Below are 16,255 nucleotides of genomic sequence, written 5' to 3' on the forward strand. Positions count from 1 at the left end.
GCGCGTCGCGGTCAAATTTGAGTTATAAATTTAACCGCGCACGTTTGAGAGTCAAATTTGACGCCAAAACCCAAATTTGACTCAAATTTTATCGGCCGACTTTAAAATCGGCCAAAAGCTTTCGGCCTGCGCTAAAACGCAAGCTGCGCGTAATCAAAACACGGGCAGGATCGCTCCGTCGTATCTTTTTAGGATAAATTCCTTTGTCTCTGGGCTGGTTGCGGCTTTAACTAGAGCTTTGATTTTCGGGCTATTTTCGTTGCCTGCTTTGACCGCGATGATGTTGGCGTACGGGCTTTCGGTACCTTCGATAGCTAGCGAGTCTTTTTTAGGATTCATGCCGATATCAAGGACGAAATTCGTGCTTATAGCTGCAAGATCGACTTCATCTAGCGTGCGAGGTATCTGCGCGCCCTCAAGCTCGACGAAATTTAGGCGCTTTGGATTTTTCACGATGTCTTTTGGCGTGGCTAGCTCGGCACTCTTATCTAGCTCGATGAGGCCTGCTTTTTGCAGGATATTTAGCGCTCTGTTGCCGTTAGTAGGATCGTAGGCGATCGCGACTTTGGCGCCGTCTTTTAGCTCGCTTAGGCTCTTTATCTTTTTTGAGTAAAAGCCCAACGGCTCAAGATGTATCGCCGCGGCGGTTATCAGAGTCGTGCCTTTTGTTTCATTGTGATTTTTTAGATACGGCCAGTGCTGAAAGAAATTTGCGTCTAAATCGCCGTCTTGCGTCGCTAAATTCGGTATCGAATAGTCGTTTATCTCTTTGATGACTAGATCGTAGCCCTCTTTTGCTAGGACGGGTTTGATAAACTCCATGATCTCTGCGTGAGGTACAGGCGAGACGGCTACTACGATAGTGTGATCTTTATCTGCTGCGTAGAGGTTAAAGGCTAGTGCCAAACTTGCTAAAATTTTAAAAACTTTCATTATATTTTCCTTTTTTATTTTGAAAAACGGCGCTAAAAAGGTAAAAGCTTTTACGCCGTTTTGTTTTTGGAGATTTTTCTCGACTATTTTCGGTTTTTCAAATTTGAGCCCTAAATTTAAGCAAAAAGCGCCTATGGCGATTTTTAAAGTAAATTTTACGATGGCAAATCGGTCAAATTTGATGCGATCAGAAGCTCGGTATCACCGCGCCTTGGTAGCGCTTTACGATAAAGTCTTTAACCTCGGGAGTTAGTATGGCTTTATCTAGAGCCTTGATTTTCGGGCTGTTTTCGTTGCCGGCCTTGGTCGCTACGTAGTTGGTGTACGGGCTATCTTTATCCTCGAGGATTAGCGCATCTTTGGTCGGTTTGAGGCCTACGTCCAGAGCGTAGTTTACGTTGATAAATGCTAGCGCGACGTCGTCGAGAGAGCGGGGCGTCTGCGCGGACTCCATCTCTTTAAATTTGAGATTTTTCGGATTTTCTATGATATCGAGCGGGGATTTGTATTCGCCCTCTTTGGCTTTGATTATACCCGCTTTTTCGAGCAAATTTATCGAGCGCGTCGAGTCTGCGGCATTGTTTGAGATAGCGATGATATCGCCGTTTTTTAGCTCGTCTAGGCTTTTTATCTTTTTAGAATACGCACCCATAGGCTCGACATGAACGCCCACGGTCGGCACGATGTGAGTGCCTTTGTCTTTGTTAAACGACTTCATATACGGCAGGCCTTGGAAGTAGTTAGCGTCGAGTTCGCCGTTTTCGACGGCGAGGTTTGGTATCACGTAGTCGTTAAAAATTTTGACGTCGAGCTTGTAGCCTTCTTTTTCTAGGATCGGCTTTACGACCTCTTCTAAGATCTCTGCGTGCGGCACTGGAGATGCGCCTACGGTGATGGTTTTGTCGTTAGCATACAGGCCGCTAGCTAAAAGCGCGCCAAGAAGTATTTTTGAAAATTTCATTATTATTCCTTTTTTTGATAAAAACGGCGCTAAAAAGGTAAAAGCTTTTACGCCGTTTTGTTTTAAGAGCGGTCTCTAAACTAAATTTGGATTCGTCGTTTCGTTAAATTTGCCCGCGCCGCTAAATTTGAGCGGGCGGGGTTAAATTTGATTAAAATGTCGGGATTATCGCGCCTTTATATTTTTCCTCGATAAATTTCTTTACCTCCGGGCTCGTGACGGCTTTGTCTAGAGCTTTGATTTTCGGGCTGTTTTCGTTACCGACTTTGACCACGACGTAGTTGGTGTACGGGCTATCTTTGCTCTCAAGTACGAGCGCGTCTTTGGTCGGGTTTAGATTGGCGTTTAGAGCGTAGTTCGTGTTGATAACGGCGATGGCGACGTCATCTAGCGTACGAGGAACTTGAGCGGTCTCGATCTCTTCAAATTTTAGCTTTTTCGAGTTTTCCGTGATGTCAAGCGGAGTTTTTAGAGGGTTGTCGTTTAGCTTGATAAGACCTGCGCTAGCTAGCACATCAAGCGCGCGGCTCTCGTTTGTCGGATCGTTTGGTATAGCTACGGTACTACCGTCTTTTAGCTCTTTGATATCTTTTATCTTTTTAGAGTAAACGCCCATAGGCTCGAGGTGAACGCCCACTGTTTTAACTAGATGAGTGCCTTTGTTTTTGTTAAATTCCTCAAGATACGGTAGGTGCTGGAAGTAGTTGGCGTCTAGATCGCCGTCCTCGGTGGCTAAATTTGGGGTAGAGTAGTCGTTAAATTCTTTGATCTCAAGAGTAAAGCCCTCTTTTGCAAGGATAGGTTTTACGACTTCTAAAATTTCAGCATGCGGAACGGGCGTAGCGCCTACGACGATTTTCTCGGCTGCGTTTGCGGCGAGCGTTAGGCTTAGAGCGACTAGAGAGTATTTGAGTAGATTTTTCATTTTATATCCTTTTTAAAATTTGGCTAGCATTTAAAAAAGGATATGAGCGGATGCTTAAATTTCTTTTTAAATGCTTAGCGAAACTAAGCGCTTAAAAAGAAATTTTGCGCTTAGCGTTAGTCTTTCGACGACTTAAGTTCAGTGAAGCGACGCATTTCGCACACATCTGATTTCATTTTCTATCCTTTCTTTGTAAAATTAATTTCGGGATTTTATGCAAAAAAAGTTTAAAAGAAAATAAAATCAGACGTAAAAATCATTTCTTTGTGATCTTATAAATAAAATTTCCTAATGATTGGAAAATTTGAACCATTATGATTAAAATCACTACGGTATAGAGCATGATATCGGGGCGAAATCTCTGGTAGCCGTAGTTTATCGCAACAGATCCTAGTCCGCCGCCGCCGACCGCGCCCGCCATCGCCGAAAAGCCGATGATGACGATAAGCGTGAGCGTGATAGAAGCCACGATGCCGGGCAGTGCCTCTACGAACATTACCTTAAAAATGATCTGAAAATTTGAGCTACCAAAGCTCCTAGCAGCCTCGATGATGCCTTTATCGACCTCTTTTAGTGCGCTCTCTATGAGCCTAGCGATAAACGGCGCCGCGCCGATAGTAAGCGGAACGATAGCCGCGCTAGTGCCGATACTGGTGCCTACGATCAGGCGCGTGAGCGGGAAAAGCACGATGATGAGGATGATAAAAGGAAAGCTTCTTAGCGTATTTACCGTGATATCAAGCGCGATAAATAGCGGCTTGTTTGGCTTTAGGCCGTCTTGCGCCGAAAGAACGAGCAAGATAGCGGGCACTAAGCCTATCAAAAACGCTAAAAGCGTCGAAACAACGCTCATATAAAGCGTCTCGCCGATGGCCGGGAGCAAAATACGCTCGAAAACGTCGGGAAATTTAGAAAAATCTATGCCAAACATCACGCCACCTCCCATAATACGCCGCTTTGCTTGATGTACTCGGTCACGCGCGCTTCGTCTTTAGGATCGACGTTTATAACGAGCGAGCCTAGTACGTTTTCGTTTAGCTTCTCAAGCTTGCCCCAGACGATGTTAAAGTCGATATTTAGCGTGCGCGCCATGTGTGTGATGACGCTGTTTTGAGCGACTTCTTTCGGGAAAAAGAGCCTGATATTTACGCCCTCGCTCGGCAAAATTTCATCCTCGCCGAGGAATTCCTTCATCTTTTCGTCGGGTTTTAAAAATAACTCCTCGATCGTGCCGCTGCCGATTATCTTGCCGCTTTCTAGCAGCACTGCGCGGCGCGCGATGCTTTTTACGACTTCCATCTCGTGCGTGACTAAAACGACGCTGATATTTAGCGTTTGATTGATTTGCTTTAAAAGCTCGAGTATCGAATTCGTCGTATTTGGATCAAGCGCCGAGGTCGCTTCGTCGGAGAGTAAAATTTTTGGACTTAGCGCAAGGGCACGGGCGATGGCGACGCGCTGCTTTTGTCCGCCGCTTAGTTCGCCGGGGTAGCTTGCGGCTTTGTTTGCAAGGCCGACTAGCTCTAGCAGCTCGCTCACCCTTTTTTTGATTTCGCTATCTGAGTAACCCCAAAATTTAAGCGGAGTAGCGACGTTTTCAAACGCCGTTTTCCTCGCCATCAGCGCAAAGTGCTGAAATATCATCCCCACGTCTCGCCTAAGCTCTCTTAGCTCTTTATCTTTTAGCGCCGAGATTTCTTTGTCAAATACCTTTAGGCTGCCGCCTTGATAGTCCTCTAGGCCGTTTATGCAGCGAAGTAGGGTGGATTTACCTGCGCCGCTGTGGCCTACGATGGCGAAAATTTCGCCTTTTTCTACGGTTAGGCTGACGCCGTCTATGATCTGCGTCGCTCCGTAAAATTTCTTTAAATTTTCTATTTTTATCACTCAAATTTCCTCGTTCGTAATTCCGCCGAAGCGCTACTAAAATTTATAAAATTTCGCGCCTTAGCTCATCTGCGCTCTTTGGCGAAAGAAGCACCGGAGCGATGTCAAACACGCTAAATGCGCCGCGCTCGCCCTTTTGCGCCAAACGATACGCTGCTCGGGCGTAGGCTACGAGTACGCTTGCGGTAAATTCCGGATTTGAGTCAAGCTTTAGCGAAAACTCGATCAGATGTTTATTTTCTCCGTGCTCGCCAGTCGCTCCGCTTCGCAAAACAAATCCTCCGTGAGGGATGCCGCCGTGCTCTTTTTTTAGCGTTTCAAGACCCACGAAATGCACGCTCGTGTCATAGTCGGCGAAGTAGTTTGGCATCGTTTTTATCTCTTTTTCGATGCGCGCTTTATCGGCGCCGTCCTCGACCACGACGTAGCACTCGCGCAGGTGCTTTTCGCGCGTAGTTAAATTTGGATTTTTACCCGCGCGAACTTGTTCCAAGGCGCTTTCTATTGGTACGGTGTATTGGCGCGCATCCACGACGCCCTCGATTCTGCGGATAGCGTCTGAGTGGCCTTGGCTCACGCCTTTACCCCAAAACGTATAACTGCTGCCGTTTTCCAGCACGCTCTCGCCAAATAGTCTATTTAGCGAAAACAGTCCCGGATCCCAGCCAACGGCGATGATGCCTACGTTTCCGCCCGCTTTGGCGGCGGCGTCCACCGCGGCGAAGTGCTCGGGGATTTTTGCGTGCGTGTCAAAGCTATCTACGACGTTAAAATTTAGCGCAAACTCAGGCGTCTGCGTCGGTAGATCCGTCGCGCTACCGCCGCAAAGCACCAAAACGTCAAATTTGCCCTTGTGCGATAAAATTTCGTCCACGCTAAACACCGGAGCTCCGTATGTTTTTACTTCGTTTGGGTTTCTGCGGCTAAAAACAGCCGAAAGCTGCAAATCCTTGCTATTTCGCGCGGCAAGCTCTACGCCGCGACCTAAATTTCCATATCCCAAAACCGCTATTTTTATTTTTTCGTTCATTTTTCTGTCCTTTTATTTTTTTTTAAATTTTTGCGCACTAAACGGTACGCCGTAGTTTAAATTTAACCGCTCAAGGTACCGTTTGGATCTGCCAAGTCCTAACGCAAAAACCAAAAAATATCAATCGACCGCTCCCAAATTCGCTAGCTCGCTATCTACCTTTTCTAGCTTTTGCGTCGCGCTAGCTAGCCCTTCGCGGTTGGCTTCGACCACGGCTTGCGGGGCTGAGGCTACGAATTTCTCGTTATTTAGCATGCTTGATAGCTTTGCTATCTCTTTTTCTAGTTTGGTTTTTTGCGACCGCAGTCGCATGATAACAGCACTCATATCCATGCCCTCAAGCGGTACGAATACCTCTAAATTTTCGCTCACGTCGCGCGCGGCGTTTTCGATTTTGGCGTCGCAAAACTCGATCTGTTCGCATTTAGCTAGCAGCGAGACGTAGTTTGTCGCCTCGGTCAAATTTTCGTTTCCGTTTAGCTTGATAAAGGCTTTTGCGATCTTTGAGTTGCCTTGCTCGATGGTCGCCTTTGCGCGGCGGATCGCGACGATGGCTTCGATCACCAGCTCAAAGGTCTTTTCTATCTTCAAATCGCGCTCATTTGCCTGCGGATACGCCTCTATCATGATAGAGCTCGCGCTTTCTAAATTTGAGCCGCTAAGCTCGTGGAAAAGGTATTCTGAGATAAACGGCATAAAAGGACTTAGTAGTCTCATAGCCTCTTTAAATATCGCTCCAAGCTCCCTTACGCTGCCTTTATCGGCTTTGCTAAGCTCGATGCCCCAGTCGCAAAACTCGTCCCATAAAAATTTATAAATAGCGTTTGCCGCGTCGTTAAAGCGGTAGGCGTCGATGTTCTCTCGCACTTCGCGCACGCACTCGTTAAAGCGGCTTAGCATGTATTTGCCAAGCTTTGTTTCGATTTTCGCGTCGCTTAAATTTGCAAATTTAGACTCGTTTAGCAGCAGGTATTTGCTCGCGTTGTAAAGCTTGTTCGTAAAATTTCTCACGAGCTTCATCTTTTCGTCGCTTAGCTTTATGTCGCGTCCCTGCACGGCAAGCAGTGCAAGCGTAAAGCGCAAGACGTCGGCGCTGTACTCATCGATGCTAACGAGCGGATCGATGACGTTGCCTAGGCTCTTGCTCATCTTTCTGCCTTGCTCGTCTTTAACCAAAGCGTGCAGGTAGATATCGTCAAACGGCAGCTTGCCTAGCGCGTTTTCGCCCTGAAACATCATCCTAGCCACCCAGAAAAACAAGATATCAAAGCCGGTGATTAGTAGATTGTTTGGGTAAAATTCGGTCAAATCGCCATCAAACCATTTCTCGTTTTTTAGCTCCTCGCCGTTGCCCCAGCCAAGCGTGCTAAACGGCCAAAGTCCCGAGCTAAACCAGGTATCAAGGACATCCGGGTCTTGATGGAAATTTACGCTTTTGCATTTTGGGCACTGCGTCGGTTCGCCTTCGTCCGCCCACTCGTGTCCGCACTTGCCGCAGTAAAATACCGGGATCTGATGTCCCCACCATAGCTGGCGCGAGATACACCAGTCGCGAAGCTCGCGCATCCAGGCGTTAAAGCTGTTTATCCAGTGAGCCGGGTAAAATTTAGCTAAGCCTTCGCCGACCTTTGCGATCGCGTCGTCCGCGATCTGTTTTTTGACGAACCACTGCTTTGAGATGTATGGCTCGACGACGTTTTTGCAGCGGTAACAGTAGCCGACTTGATTTTCGTAGTCTTCGATCTTCTCGACGTTTCCGAGCTTTTCTAGCTCTGCGACGATGACGTCTCTAGCCTCAAGTCTTTCTAAGCCCTTAAACTGCGCGCACTGCTCGTTTAGGATGCCTTTTTCGTCAAAAACTGTGATAAACTCTAGATCATGCCTTTTGCCGACCTCGTAGTCGTTAGTGTCGTGCGCCGGGGTGACTTTCACAAGACCTGTTCCAAACTCCATATCGACGTGCTCGTCGGCGATGATCTTTATCTCGCGACCGATTATCGGCAGGATTACTTTTTTGCCGATCAAATTTTTATAGCGTTCGTCGTTCGGGTTTACCATTACCGCGGTATCGCCGAAATATGTTTCAGGCCTTGTCGTTGCTACAACGATATACGGCAAATTCTCGCTTTGATATGCTTTGTTAGAGCGGATTTCTCCTCGGTCACGCACGACCAGTGCGCTCCCGTCGTCAAAATCCACTCCGCCTCGCCTCTCTTCGCGATAATTCGCCTCGTCTTTTTGGTTTAAATTTTGCGCCTCGTTCGTGCCCCTCTTGCAACCCGCAAATTCACCGCACGATACTTCGGCTTGTTTGTTTAAATTTGATGTTAAATTTTGTTCGTCCGCAAGGTAGTATCTCAAATGATAAAGTTTGCCCTTGTTTTCTTTATGCTCGACCTCGATGTCGCTGAGCGCGCCGTCGTGCGTACACCAGTTTATCATGTAGTTTTCGCGCACGATGAGGCCTTTTTCGTAGAGATTTACGAAGGCTTTTTTGACCGCTTTTCTTAGCCCTTCATCCATCGTAAATCTTTGGCGCGACCATGCCGGAGAGATACCTAGTTTTCGCATCTGATGCACGATCATACCGCCGCTTTTTTCTTTCCATTCCCAGACTTTTTCTACAAATTTTTCGCGTCCGAGTTCTTCTTTTTTGACGCCTTGGGCTAGGAGCTGCTTTTCAACGACATTTTGCGTGGCGATACCGGCATGATCAAGGCCCGGCTGCCACAGCGTTTTGTAGCCGTCCATTCTTTTGTAGCGCGTCATTATGTCTTGTAGCGTAAAGGTTAGCGCATGCCCGATGTGAAGCGAGCCCGTTACGTTTGGAGGCGGCATCATGATGCAAAATTTACGGCCGTCTTTGCGGATATTTTTGTTCGCGTCTATCTCGAAATATCCGCGTTCTTCCCAAATTTTATAAAATTTATCTTCTATCTCTTTTGCGTCGTAAAATTCCGCCATATTTTATCCTTAATAATTGTTTAAAAAATGTCGGATTTTACTACAAATTTGCTAATAGTATGTTTAAAATAGGTTGTTTTTAAGAATAGGCAAAGAAAGCGAAGCGGCTAAAAACCGCTTCGCAAAGGATTATTTGACGATAAATTCGTGCTGAGCTAGATCGTAGTCGCTCATGCTCTCGTCGTACATGTTTTCCGTGATGACCGCAGGCAGCATGCACTTACCGCTCATGACGACGCGAAGAGGCGTGTAGAGCACGTGCGCATCCTTGCTAGCGTCCAAGCTGTAAAAGCTCAAAACTCTGTCGTCCTCGATGTTTTGATGCTCGAGAGTTAAAGAGTTTTTCGTAGCTTCAGTTCTTACGTTAGGTACGATATTTTCGTTTACCACCTCAAGGCAAGGGCTGATCGTTTCGTTTATCACGCCGTTTCTGATAAACTCATTCGTTTTAAGAGAAAGCTTCGAGTAGATGACGTCGTTTACCTTAAGCGCGTTGATATCGATCTCTTTGCCGTCTTTGCCGACGAAGGTTCTGTAGATATCAAGCCCTTTTTTGTCAAATTTATGATTTACGTCTAGCTTTTTGTAGCCTGACGCGCTAACGCCTAGATACACGGCTGCGCCGTTCTCAGGTACGATAGTGATCTCAGGCTTTTTAGGAGCGATGTTGATAGCTCCGCGGCCGTCGAAATTTAGATCGTGTCCGTCGGCGATAAGCTTAAATTTGTTCTCGCTTGAGACGTCTTTGATATAGGCTCTTAGCGCTCTTAGCGTAAATGCGCGCTCCTGCGTCGAATGTAGCTTATCGACGCGAGCGATCAGGTAGTCGGCTAGCTCATCGCTAAATGCGTTTTTCTCAAAGTGATTAGCGTGTAAAAGCAGCATAAAGGCCTTGTTTCTGATCTCTGAACCGAAGTTATCTGCTAGCTCTTTTTCGCGGTTATAGGTCGATTTATTTAGCTCTTTTAGCACTTTTTCGCTCTCTTTATTTAATCCCTCGTTTTTGAGGATCGCCGCCATCAAGTAGCCCTCAAGCGCGCTGCCCTGGTATCTCTTTTGATCGTATAGAGCGTTTAGCTTTGATCTATCGAGTTTCTTTTGCGTGCTTAGGACGTAGGCTGCGTAAAGAGCTTGGAAGTTGTCGTTGCTACCAAACGCCCTTAACCAGTCGATCGCTTTATTTTTTACGTGGCTATCAAGCGCAAAGCCTGATTTTTCAAGCGTAAACAGCATATCGATAGAGTAGATAGAAGCAAAGTTGTTCGTATAGCCTAGCTGATTCCAGTAGCCGATGCTGCCGTCTGTTTTTTGCATATTGACGACGTCTTGTATGCCCGCTTCGACGAATCTTCTTCTATCGGCTTCTTTTGCTTTAGCTTCTTTAGAATCATCTCCGCCAAGCACTAGGAAATTTAGCTCAAAAAGCTTACTTGAGCGCTGTTCGGCGCATCCGTAAGGGTAGTTGACGAGCTTATCGCTATTTGCGCTTAGTACGCCTTTTATAGAGCTTGAAGCGTCGATTCTGATGCGTTTAAACTCACTGTCAAGCTTAAATGTTTTTTCCACTGTAGCCTGGAAATTTTTAGCGTAGGTGCTAAGCGGATAGGCGTGGATGACGTCAAGCTTTTGCGAGTAGGTATAGCCGTTTTTACCGTCGTTTGCGGTGAAATTTATATATGATTTGCCAGTAGCGTTAGCGTCGATCGTGAAATTTAACTTCGCGTTTTCGTTAGGTTTTAGCTCGATACTATCGACGGCTAGCTGCGCGTTTAGGTTCGTATCTATACTTAGAGCGACGGTTTTTGGCTCTTTAGTCGTATTTATCACTCTTAGTGTGTAGTTTACCTGGTCGCCCTGGATCAAATACGCCGTTTGCGTCGGTTTTAGGATGATATCGTCTTTTACCTTGACGGCATTTACGCTAAAGCCTAGTTTATCGCCGATGACGCTAAGCGCGGCCAAATTTATCTCGGAGTTAAAGTCGCTCGGAACCTCTACGTCAAAGTTTGCTACGCCGTCCGTGCCCGCTTTTGCGGTTTGCATTTTGATGTATGTTTTGACGTTTTTCTTATCGACGGGGCTAGCAAATTTTGCCATTCTCATCTCCATGAGAGCAGCCGCCGCGTCGCCGCCGAAGCTTAGTACTTTGCCGTCTTTTTTAAATCCGCTCAAATTTGAGTAGATGTCGTAGTCAAGCACGCCGTCGTTTAAAATTTTGTCAAAGAAGTCAAGAGGGCTTTTTAGCTTTTGATTTGTTATCTGAAGCACGCCTTCATCGACCGCAAATAGCGTAACTTCCGCATTTGGCTCGGTTTTTACGCTAGTTTTAAATTTGGAGTTTGACTTCACGACTTTGGGCGCTTCGATGCTGACGTTTGTCGCTCGGTATGATTTATCCGCTTTTGCATAGACTTTATCGTAGGTTCTAAACGGCATAGTGTCGTTATCGGCTACGCGCATGATAGATGCCGTGACGTAAAGTCCCTCAAAGTCGAAATCAAGGTCAAATTTAGCGTTTGCGACGTTGTTTTGGATGTTTACGACTTTATACTTTTTGACGTTTTCGGACTCTACCGTGATGATACCGATACCGCTTTTTAGCACGGAGCTAACGTCTACGTTTAGCGAGTCGCCTTTTTTATAGACTTTTTGGTTTAGCTTGATTTTGGCTTTAGCTAGCTCTTTTGTCGGTTGCAAAGTGCCGCCGTAGTCCCAGCCGCTAACATAGATATCTAAATTTGACGAGTGGCCGCTTAGGATATCGGAAACTACGACTACGTAGTCGCCGCTTTGTTTGAAGTCATAAACGAACTCGCTACCGCTAAGAGTATCGCTAAATACTTTCTCGTAGCGTTTGCTCCATTTTAGATAGCCTTCTTTGTTATAGTTGTAGTCCCAAATGGCTTTTTTGATCTCTACGGCTTTTTGTCTATCTTTTAGCTCCTCGTCCTTGAGCGGATCGACGCTGACGAAATTTAGCGTTAGTTTGGAGTTTGCGTCGATGTAGGTGTCGTTTGCTCTGACGCCGACCATCACGTCAAAAGGATATACGCTAAAGTCGTTGCTAGCGCTCACGTTTTTGCCGTCGTCGTTAATGGTAAATACCGCGGTGCCTTTTAAGATGCTCGCGATTTTGCCTTTGTTCTGCAGCTTAAACGCAGTTGCGCCTTTACCTTCGCCGTCTAGAGTTACGGGCTTAGTAAACTGATCTAGGCCGTTTGCGGCGTATTCGCCGTTGCTAAATTTATACTCTTTAAATTTATCGTTTTTGTAATCTTGCTGATATAAATTTAACGCCACGTCGCCCTCTAAATTAGCTGCCGCGCCGCCGAAAAGGTAGTTGCTTTGCAGTTTTACGTCTATTAGATCATCTAGAGCGTAAATTTGCTTATCTAGCTTGACCTCGTTTTTGATGCGTTGCGGAGTGAATGACTCGACCGAGAAGTCGTAGCTATCGATGATTTTATTTGCAAAGATCACTTCAAATTTAAAGGTTCCCGTTAGTCCCGAGTTTACCGGCTCGTCGAAATTTATCACGCCAAGCTCGGTCGTGTTTATGCTTTTATCTAGGATTACTTTGTTTTGCGGATCTCTGATTTTTAGCTTAACGGGCATGTTTGAGAGGCTCTTAAACAGCGCGTTTTTGATGATGATTTCGCCTTTTATGTTTTCCTGCGGGCGGATGATGTTGCTAGCAAAATGCAAATATGCGTTATAAATTTCGCTTCTATCTTTGGCGTCTAAATTCGACTCCTCGTTTAAGCGTTTATTTTGCGATAGAGCGATGAAGCTTTGCTCCTTGCCCAGCGTTAAAACTGCGCTTGAGACGTCTTTGCCGATGTCTTTTTTGTTAAATTTAAACACGCCTTCGTCGTTTGTAATGCCGCTTGCGATGAGATTATTTTTTACGGAGTAGATTTTGACGTCCGCGTTTGCGACCACTTCGTTTTTACTCAAGCGGTTGGCAAATAAAAATACCTCGTCTTTTGAAACTTTCATGCTTAGGCCGATATCTGTTAGATAGACCGGTTTTTGGACGCTTTTGTCTTTGTCGTAGTAGATCGTGACCAGATAAACTCCGTCGCCGCCCTCGGCAAAGTCAAGTTTGATCTTGCTTTTTTGCATTTCGTTTTGAGCGCCACCGATCTCGTAGTTTTTGCTAGCGACCTCTTCGGCATAGTTATCTAAAGGAGTCTCGGTGAAATTTAAAAAGTATCTTAAATTTTGCTCTTTTAGCTTCTCGACGACGACTTTAGCGGTGTTTGTGTTTACGCTTTTTACGCCGATCTCGCCTAGGCTAGACATATACGTGCCGCTATCGGTAAACTCTAAAAACGGCTTTAGATCGCCGAACTCGACGTTAAAGATAGAGTTTTCTCGAAGCATCGAGTAGTCGTCGCCAAAGCCCTTGTAGAAAGTGACTTTGTATGTTGTCTGCGGTTTGAAGTCGTTGCTGGTGATGTCGATATAGTAGTAGTAATACTCGCCGTCAGCGTCTTGATGGCTGGTGTACTCCATATCGCTCACTTCAAAGCTATTTACGCCCTCGACCTTAATGAATTTTTTAATATTATCCAAATCCACCCAATCTTTAAGATAGAGTCTAGCCGCTAGTTTGCCGTTATCTAAGCTAATGCCCTCGACCTCGTTTAAAAACATAGTCTTGGCTTTTGGCTTATCGACGAAATTTTCATCAGGGTTTGAGACTTTTTGCACGACTTCAAAGTTGTCGGCTAAATTTACACCCGAAGCGTTTTTGAGATTTTTGGAGACCGCAAATACCAAATTGTCGCCGCTTTCAAGTAGCTTTATCTGAAAGCTTCTAGGCGTTTTGGCTACGATTTTATATTTGATATTTTGCTTGGCTAAATTTTGCTTGTCGTAAATTTTAAAATTTGCGGCAAACTCATCCTCGCTAACATCATCGTTAAATACCGCTAAAAAGGTATCCCCGGAGTATTCGATCATATTTGATAGTACGAAGTCCCCGCCGTAAAATTTGGCCTTGCTCTCGCCTTTTTTGCACGAGTAGCTTACGCCTTTTGCTAGAGGCTTTTTAGGGTAAAATAAAATCTGGCTTGATCCGTATTCAAAGGCTCCGGTTACCTCTGGAGAGCACTCGATTATCTTTTTGTGCGTAACTTTGCCTATGAGCGACTGTTCGTTTTGAGCGTATTTGACGCCAAGACTCACCGAGCCGTCGTCTAATGCCCTGCTTGAACCGTCAAGCGTAAAGGCGCTTAAATGTGATGCCAAAAGGCAACTTAGGCTTAAGCCGATTAGCTTAAAACGCATTAAAACCTCCTTATTTCGATATTGATTTCACTTAAATTCGAATTTTCGTCCAGACACCCGAGCTTATGTTTGCCTTGCGTTAAATTTAATGTATTTTCGCTCGCGTTGTTTACTTTTTCCCATTCGTTTTCGTCGATCTTGAGATATATCTCATCGCCGATATATGCGTAACATTTTAGCATAACTTTAGTTAAATTCTCGTCGCTTAGCAGAATTTGATTATTTGACGGCGTTGCAACGAGAGGTTTATAGCTTTTAAACTTATAGTAACAAGGACTATCTTTGATATCTTCTTGAGTGATCGCGCCGTTTTTGAGTAAAAATCCTACTTCATCGCCCCTGATACTCTCGCAGATATCTTTTAGCTCTACTCCCTCTATCCGCCAGTCCTCCTCCTCGTCTCTGCACTCTTTAAATTTAAATGCGTCAAGGCAGGTTTTTTTGCTCTCTATGCCGCTTGGCGTGTTCATGAAAGATAATTTTTGCTTTTGAGCCAGCAGCTTAAAGACGTCAAAAACCGTGCGAGAAGCGTCGCTAAATCCGCTTAAATTTTGCGTCTTTTTGCCGTTAAAGTTACCAAACCACACCGCGACCGTGTAGTCGCTATTTACGCCGATCGTATAGATATCGCGCGAGCCGTAGCTGGTACCGGTTTTAAAGGCGATTTGCGGCGTGTCTTTTGCATATTGCCACGCGACGCCTAGATAACTGCGGGAGGCGGAGGAGAGCATTTTTGAGGTTAGATAGGCGCTTTGCGGGCTTATTAGCCGTCCGTAGCCTAGTAGCGTCTTACCCGCGACTTCAAGCGGTTTTAGCTCGCCGCCGTTTGCGTAGATCGTGTAGAGGTGGGCTAAATTTAGCAAACTCATCTCCGCGCTTCCAAGCGCGATACTGTCTGCGTAAAATTCCTTTGAATAACTCACCAAATGCACTCTAGAAAGCAACTCGTAAAGAGAGTTTTCGCCAAGCTTGTTGTTTAGGCTAACGGCGGGGATATTTAAACTGAGCGCTAGCGCCTCGGTCGCCGAGATGATACCGAAAAACCTGCTGTCGTAGTTTTTGGGCGCGTACTCTCCGAGGAAAATTTCTGTATCTATCATCTGGCTTTTTGGCGTGATGAAGCCCTCGTCGAGTCCTAGCGAAAATATAAACGGCTTTAGCGTCGAGCCCACGTTTCTACTCATCGTTACGCCGTCGTTTTGTCCCTGCGGAGCGTGCCAGTCGTGCGAGCCTACGTATGCCGCTACGCTCATATTTTTGTTATCGATTATTATCCCCGCGGCATTGTAGGCGTCTTTTGATTTTAGCGAGGTTGCCGTATTTTTTAGCGCGTTTTCGAGTAAAATTTGCAAATTTAGATCCAAATTTGAGTGCGTAACGCCGTTTTTTAGAGCTTGTGCGGCGTAGTGCCTGGCCTTATAAACGGCGTCGTAGCGTTTGTTTTTAAACGGCTCTCTTTGTGCCCTTTGGAAGGCGCTTTGATCTATCACGCCCGCTTTATAAAGTAGCTTAATGGCGCGGTTTTTTAGCGCGTTGATATTTGATTTTTTATCTAGGCGGTTGGCGTTTGGATTTTTTGGGATCGTGCTTAAAAGCGCGCATTCGGCGATACTAAGCTCGCTAAGCTCTTTACCGAAATAAAACCTCGCCGCAGCCGCAGCACCCTCGATATTTCCGCCGTATGGAGCGAGGTTAAAGTAAAAATCTAAAATTTCGTCCTTACTGTAATGCCACTCAAGCTGAAGCGCGGTAAAGATTTCTTTAAATTTATTTGCGTAGGTGCGTTCGTCCCGTTTCATCATGCGCGCGACTTGCATCGTGATCGTGGATGCGCCGATGCGGTTAGAGTGCGTGAAATTATGCGCTGCAGCGCGGATCATGGCAAATGGATTTACGCCGATGTGGTAGTAGAAAAATTTGTCCTCAAACAAAATAACGCTATCTTTTAGCGTCTGCGGGATGTTTTTGGCTTCAAATCTCCAAATTTCGTCGCTACTAGGCCGAAGGGCTATGATTTGGCCGTTTTTATCAAAAAGTATAAGCGAATTTTCCCGCTTTAGCGCTTTCGTGTCAAGCGGATAAGCGTAATCAAGCGCCAAAAAAGCTACGAAGCAAAGCAGGACAAAGGCGAGAAAAAATTTGATAAATTTAGCTAAAACTCTTTTCATTTCGCGATTATATCGAATTTTACGCATAAAATCTCGAAAGATTAAATTTATGATAATTGATATATAATTTCAAATATTAATTTAAGCAAAGG

At 45.5% G+C, this 16,255-nt stretch carries 9 protein-coding genes; all 9 read right to left on the minus strand.

The window, feature by feature from the left end; genetic code table 11:
• Positions 1–153: 153 nt before the first annotated feature.
• The 9 genes from RWM02_RS00970 to pbpC all read right to left on the minus strand — a co-directional run bounded on the left by RWM02_RS00970 (position 154) and on the right by pbpC (position 16,163).
• The gene (locus RWM02_RS00970) at positions 154–933 is read right to left on the minus strand and encodes a MetQ/NlpA family ABC transporter substrate-binding protein (RefSeq protein ID WP_002951475.1); all 780 of its coding nucleotides are present in this window, start codon (positions 931–933) and stop codon (positions 154–156) included.
• A gap of 187 nt (positions 934–1,120) precedes the next feature.
• On the minus strand, positions 1,121–1,894 hold the full coding sequence (locus RWM02_RS00975) for a MetQ/NlpA family ABC transporter substrate-binding protein (protein ID WP_314068501.1): 774 nt from the start codon (positions 1,892–1,894) through the stop codon (positions 1,121–1,123).
• 151 nt (positions 1,895–2,045) lie between these two features.
• Complete coding sequence (locus tag RWM02_RS00980; RefSeq protein ID WP_314068503.1) at positions 2,046–2,819, minus strand: MetQ/NlpA family ABC transporter substrate-binding protein; 774 nt, start codon at positions 2,817–2,819, stop codon at positions 2,046–2,048.
• 256 nt (positions 2,820–3,075) lie between these two features.
• Positions 3,076–3,750, minus strand: a complete 675-nt coding sequence (locus RWM02_RS00985) for a methionine ABC transporter permease (RefSeq protein ID WP_039895157.1) — start codon at positions 3,748–3,750, stop codon at positions 3,076–3,078.
• Positions 3,750–4,706 carry a methionine ABC transporter ATP-binding protein gene (locus tag RWM02_RS00990; protein WP_314068505.1) on the minus strand — a complete coding sequence of 319 codons (957 nt, stop codon included), beginning with the start codon at positions 4,704–4,706 and terminating at the stop codon, positions 3,750–3,752. The genes RWM02_RS00985 and RWM02_RS00990 overlap by 1 nt, the downstream gene beginning before the upstream one ends.
• A 43-nt stretch (positions 4,707–4,749) precedes the next feature.
• Complete coding sequence (locus RWM02_RS00995; protein WP_314068507.1) at positions 4,750–5,736, minus strand: diaminopimelate dehydrogenase; 987 nt, start codon at positions 5,734–5,736, stop codon at positions 4,750–4,752.
• Between the two features lie 120 nt (positions 5,737–5,856).
• Positions 5,857–8,700 (minus strand): valine--tRNA ligase, encoded by a 2,844-nt coding sequence (locus tag RWM02_RS01000; RefSeq protein WP_314068509.1) that lies wholly within the window; start codon positions 8,698–8,700, stop codon positions 5,857–5,859.
• Positions 8,701–8,829: 129 nt separating this feature from the next.
• Positions 8,830–13,995 carry an alpha-2-macroglobulin family protein gene (locus RWM02_RS01005; protein ID WP_314068511.1) on the minus strand — a complete coding sequence of 1,722 codons (5,166 nt, stop codon included), beginning with the start codon at positions 13,993–13,995 and terminating at the stop codon, positions 8,830–8,832.
• On the minus strand, positions 13,995–16,163 hold the full coding sequence (pbpC, locus tag RWM02_RS01010; RefSeq protein WP_314068513.1) for a penicillin-binding protein 1C: 2,169 nt from the start codon (positions 16,161–16,163) through the stop codon (positions 13,995–13,997). The genes RWM02_RS01005 and pbpC overlap by 1 nt, the downstream gene beginning before the upstream one ends.
• Positions 16,164–16,255 lie beyond the last annotated feature (92 nt).

The sequence above is a fragment of the Campylobacter showae genome (assembly GCF_963515975.1).
In the GTDB taxonomy this organism is placed as follows: domain Bacteria; phylum Campylobacterota; class Campylobacteria; order Campylobacterales; family Campylobacteraceae; genus Campylobacter_A; species Campylobacter_A showae_F.

Excerpts from the sequence above, each read along its gene's own strand:
- RWM02_RS00970 (WP_002951475.1), bottom strand. The coding sequence starts at position 933 with ATGAAAGTTTTTAAAATTTTAGCAAGTTTGGCACTAGCCTTTAACCTC.
- RWM02_RS00975 (WP_314068501.1), bottom strand. The coding sequence starts at position 1,894 with ATGAAATTTTCAAAAATACTTCTTGGCGCGCTTTTAGCTAGCGGCCTG.
- RWM02_RS00980 (WP_314068503.1), bottom strand. The coding sequence starts at position 2,819 with ATGAAAAATCTACTCAAATACTCTCTAGTCGCTCTAAGCCTAACGCTC.
- RWM02_RS00985 (WP_039895157.1), bottom strand. The coding sequence starts at position 3,750 with ATGTTTGGCATAGATTTTTCTAAATTTCCCGACGTTTTCGAGCGTATT.
- RWM02_RS00995 (WP_314068507.1), bottom strand. The coding sequence starts at position 5,736 with ATGAACGAAAAAATAAAAATAGCGGTTTTGGGATATGGAAATTTAGGT.
- RWM02_RS01000 (WP_314068509.1), bottom strand. The coding sequence starts at position 8,700 with ATGGCGGAATTTTACGACGCAAAAGAGATAGAAGATAAATTTTATAAA.
- RWM02_RS01005 (WP_314068511.1), bottom strand. The coding sequence starts at position 13,995 with ATGCGTTTTAAGCTAATCGGCTTAAGCCTAAGTTGCCTTTTGGCATCA.
- pbpC (WP_314068513.1), bottom strand. The coding sequence starts at position 16,163 with ATGAAAAGAGTTTTAGCTAAATTTATCAAATTTTTTCTCGCCTTTGTC.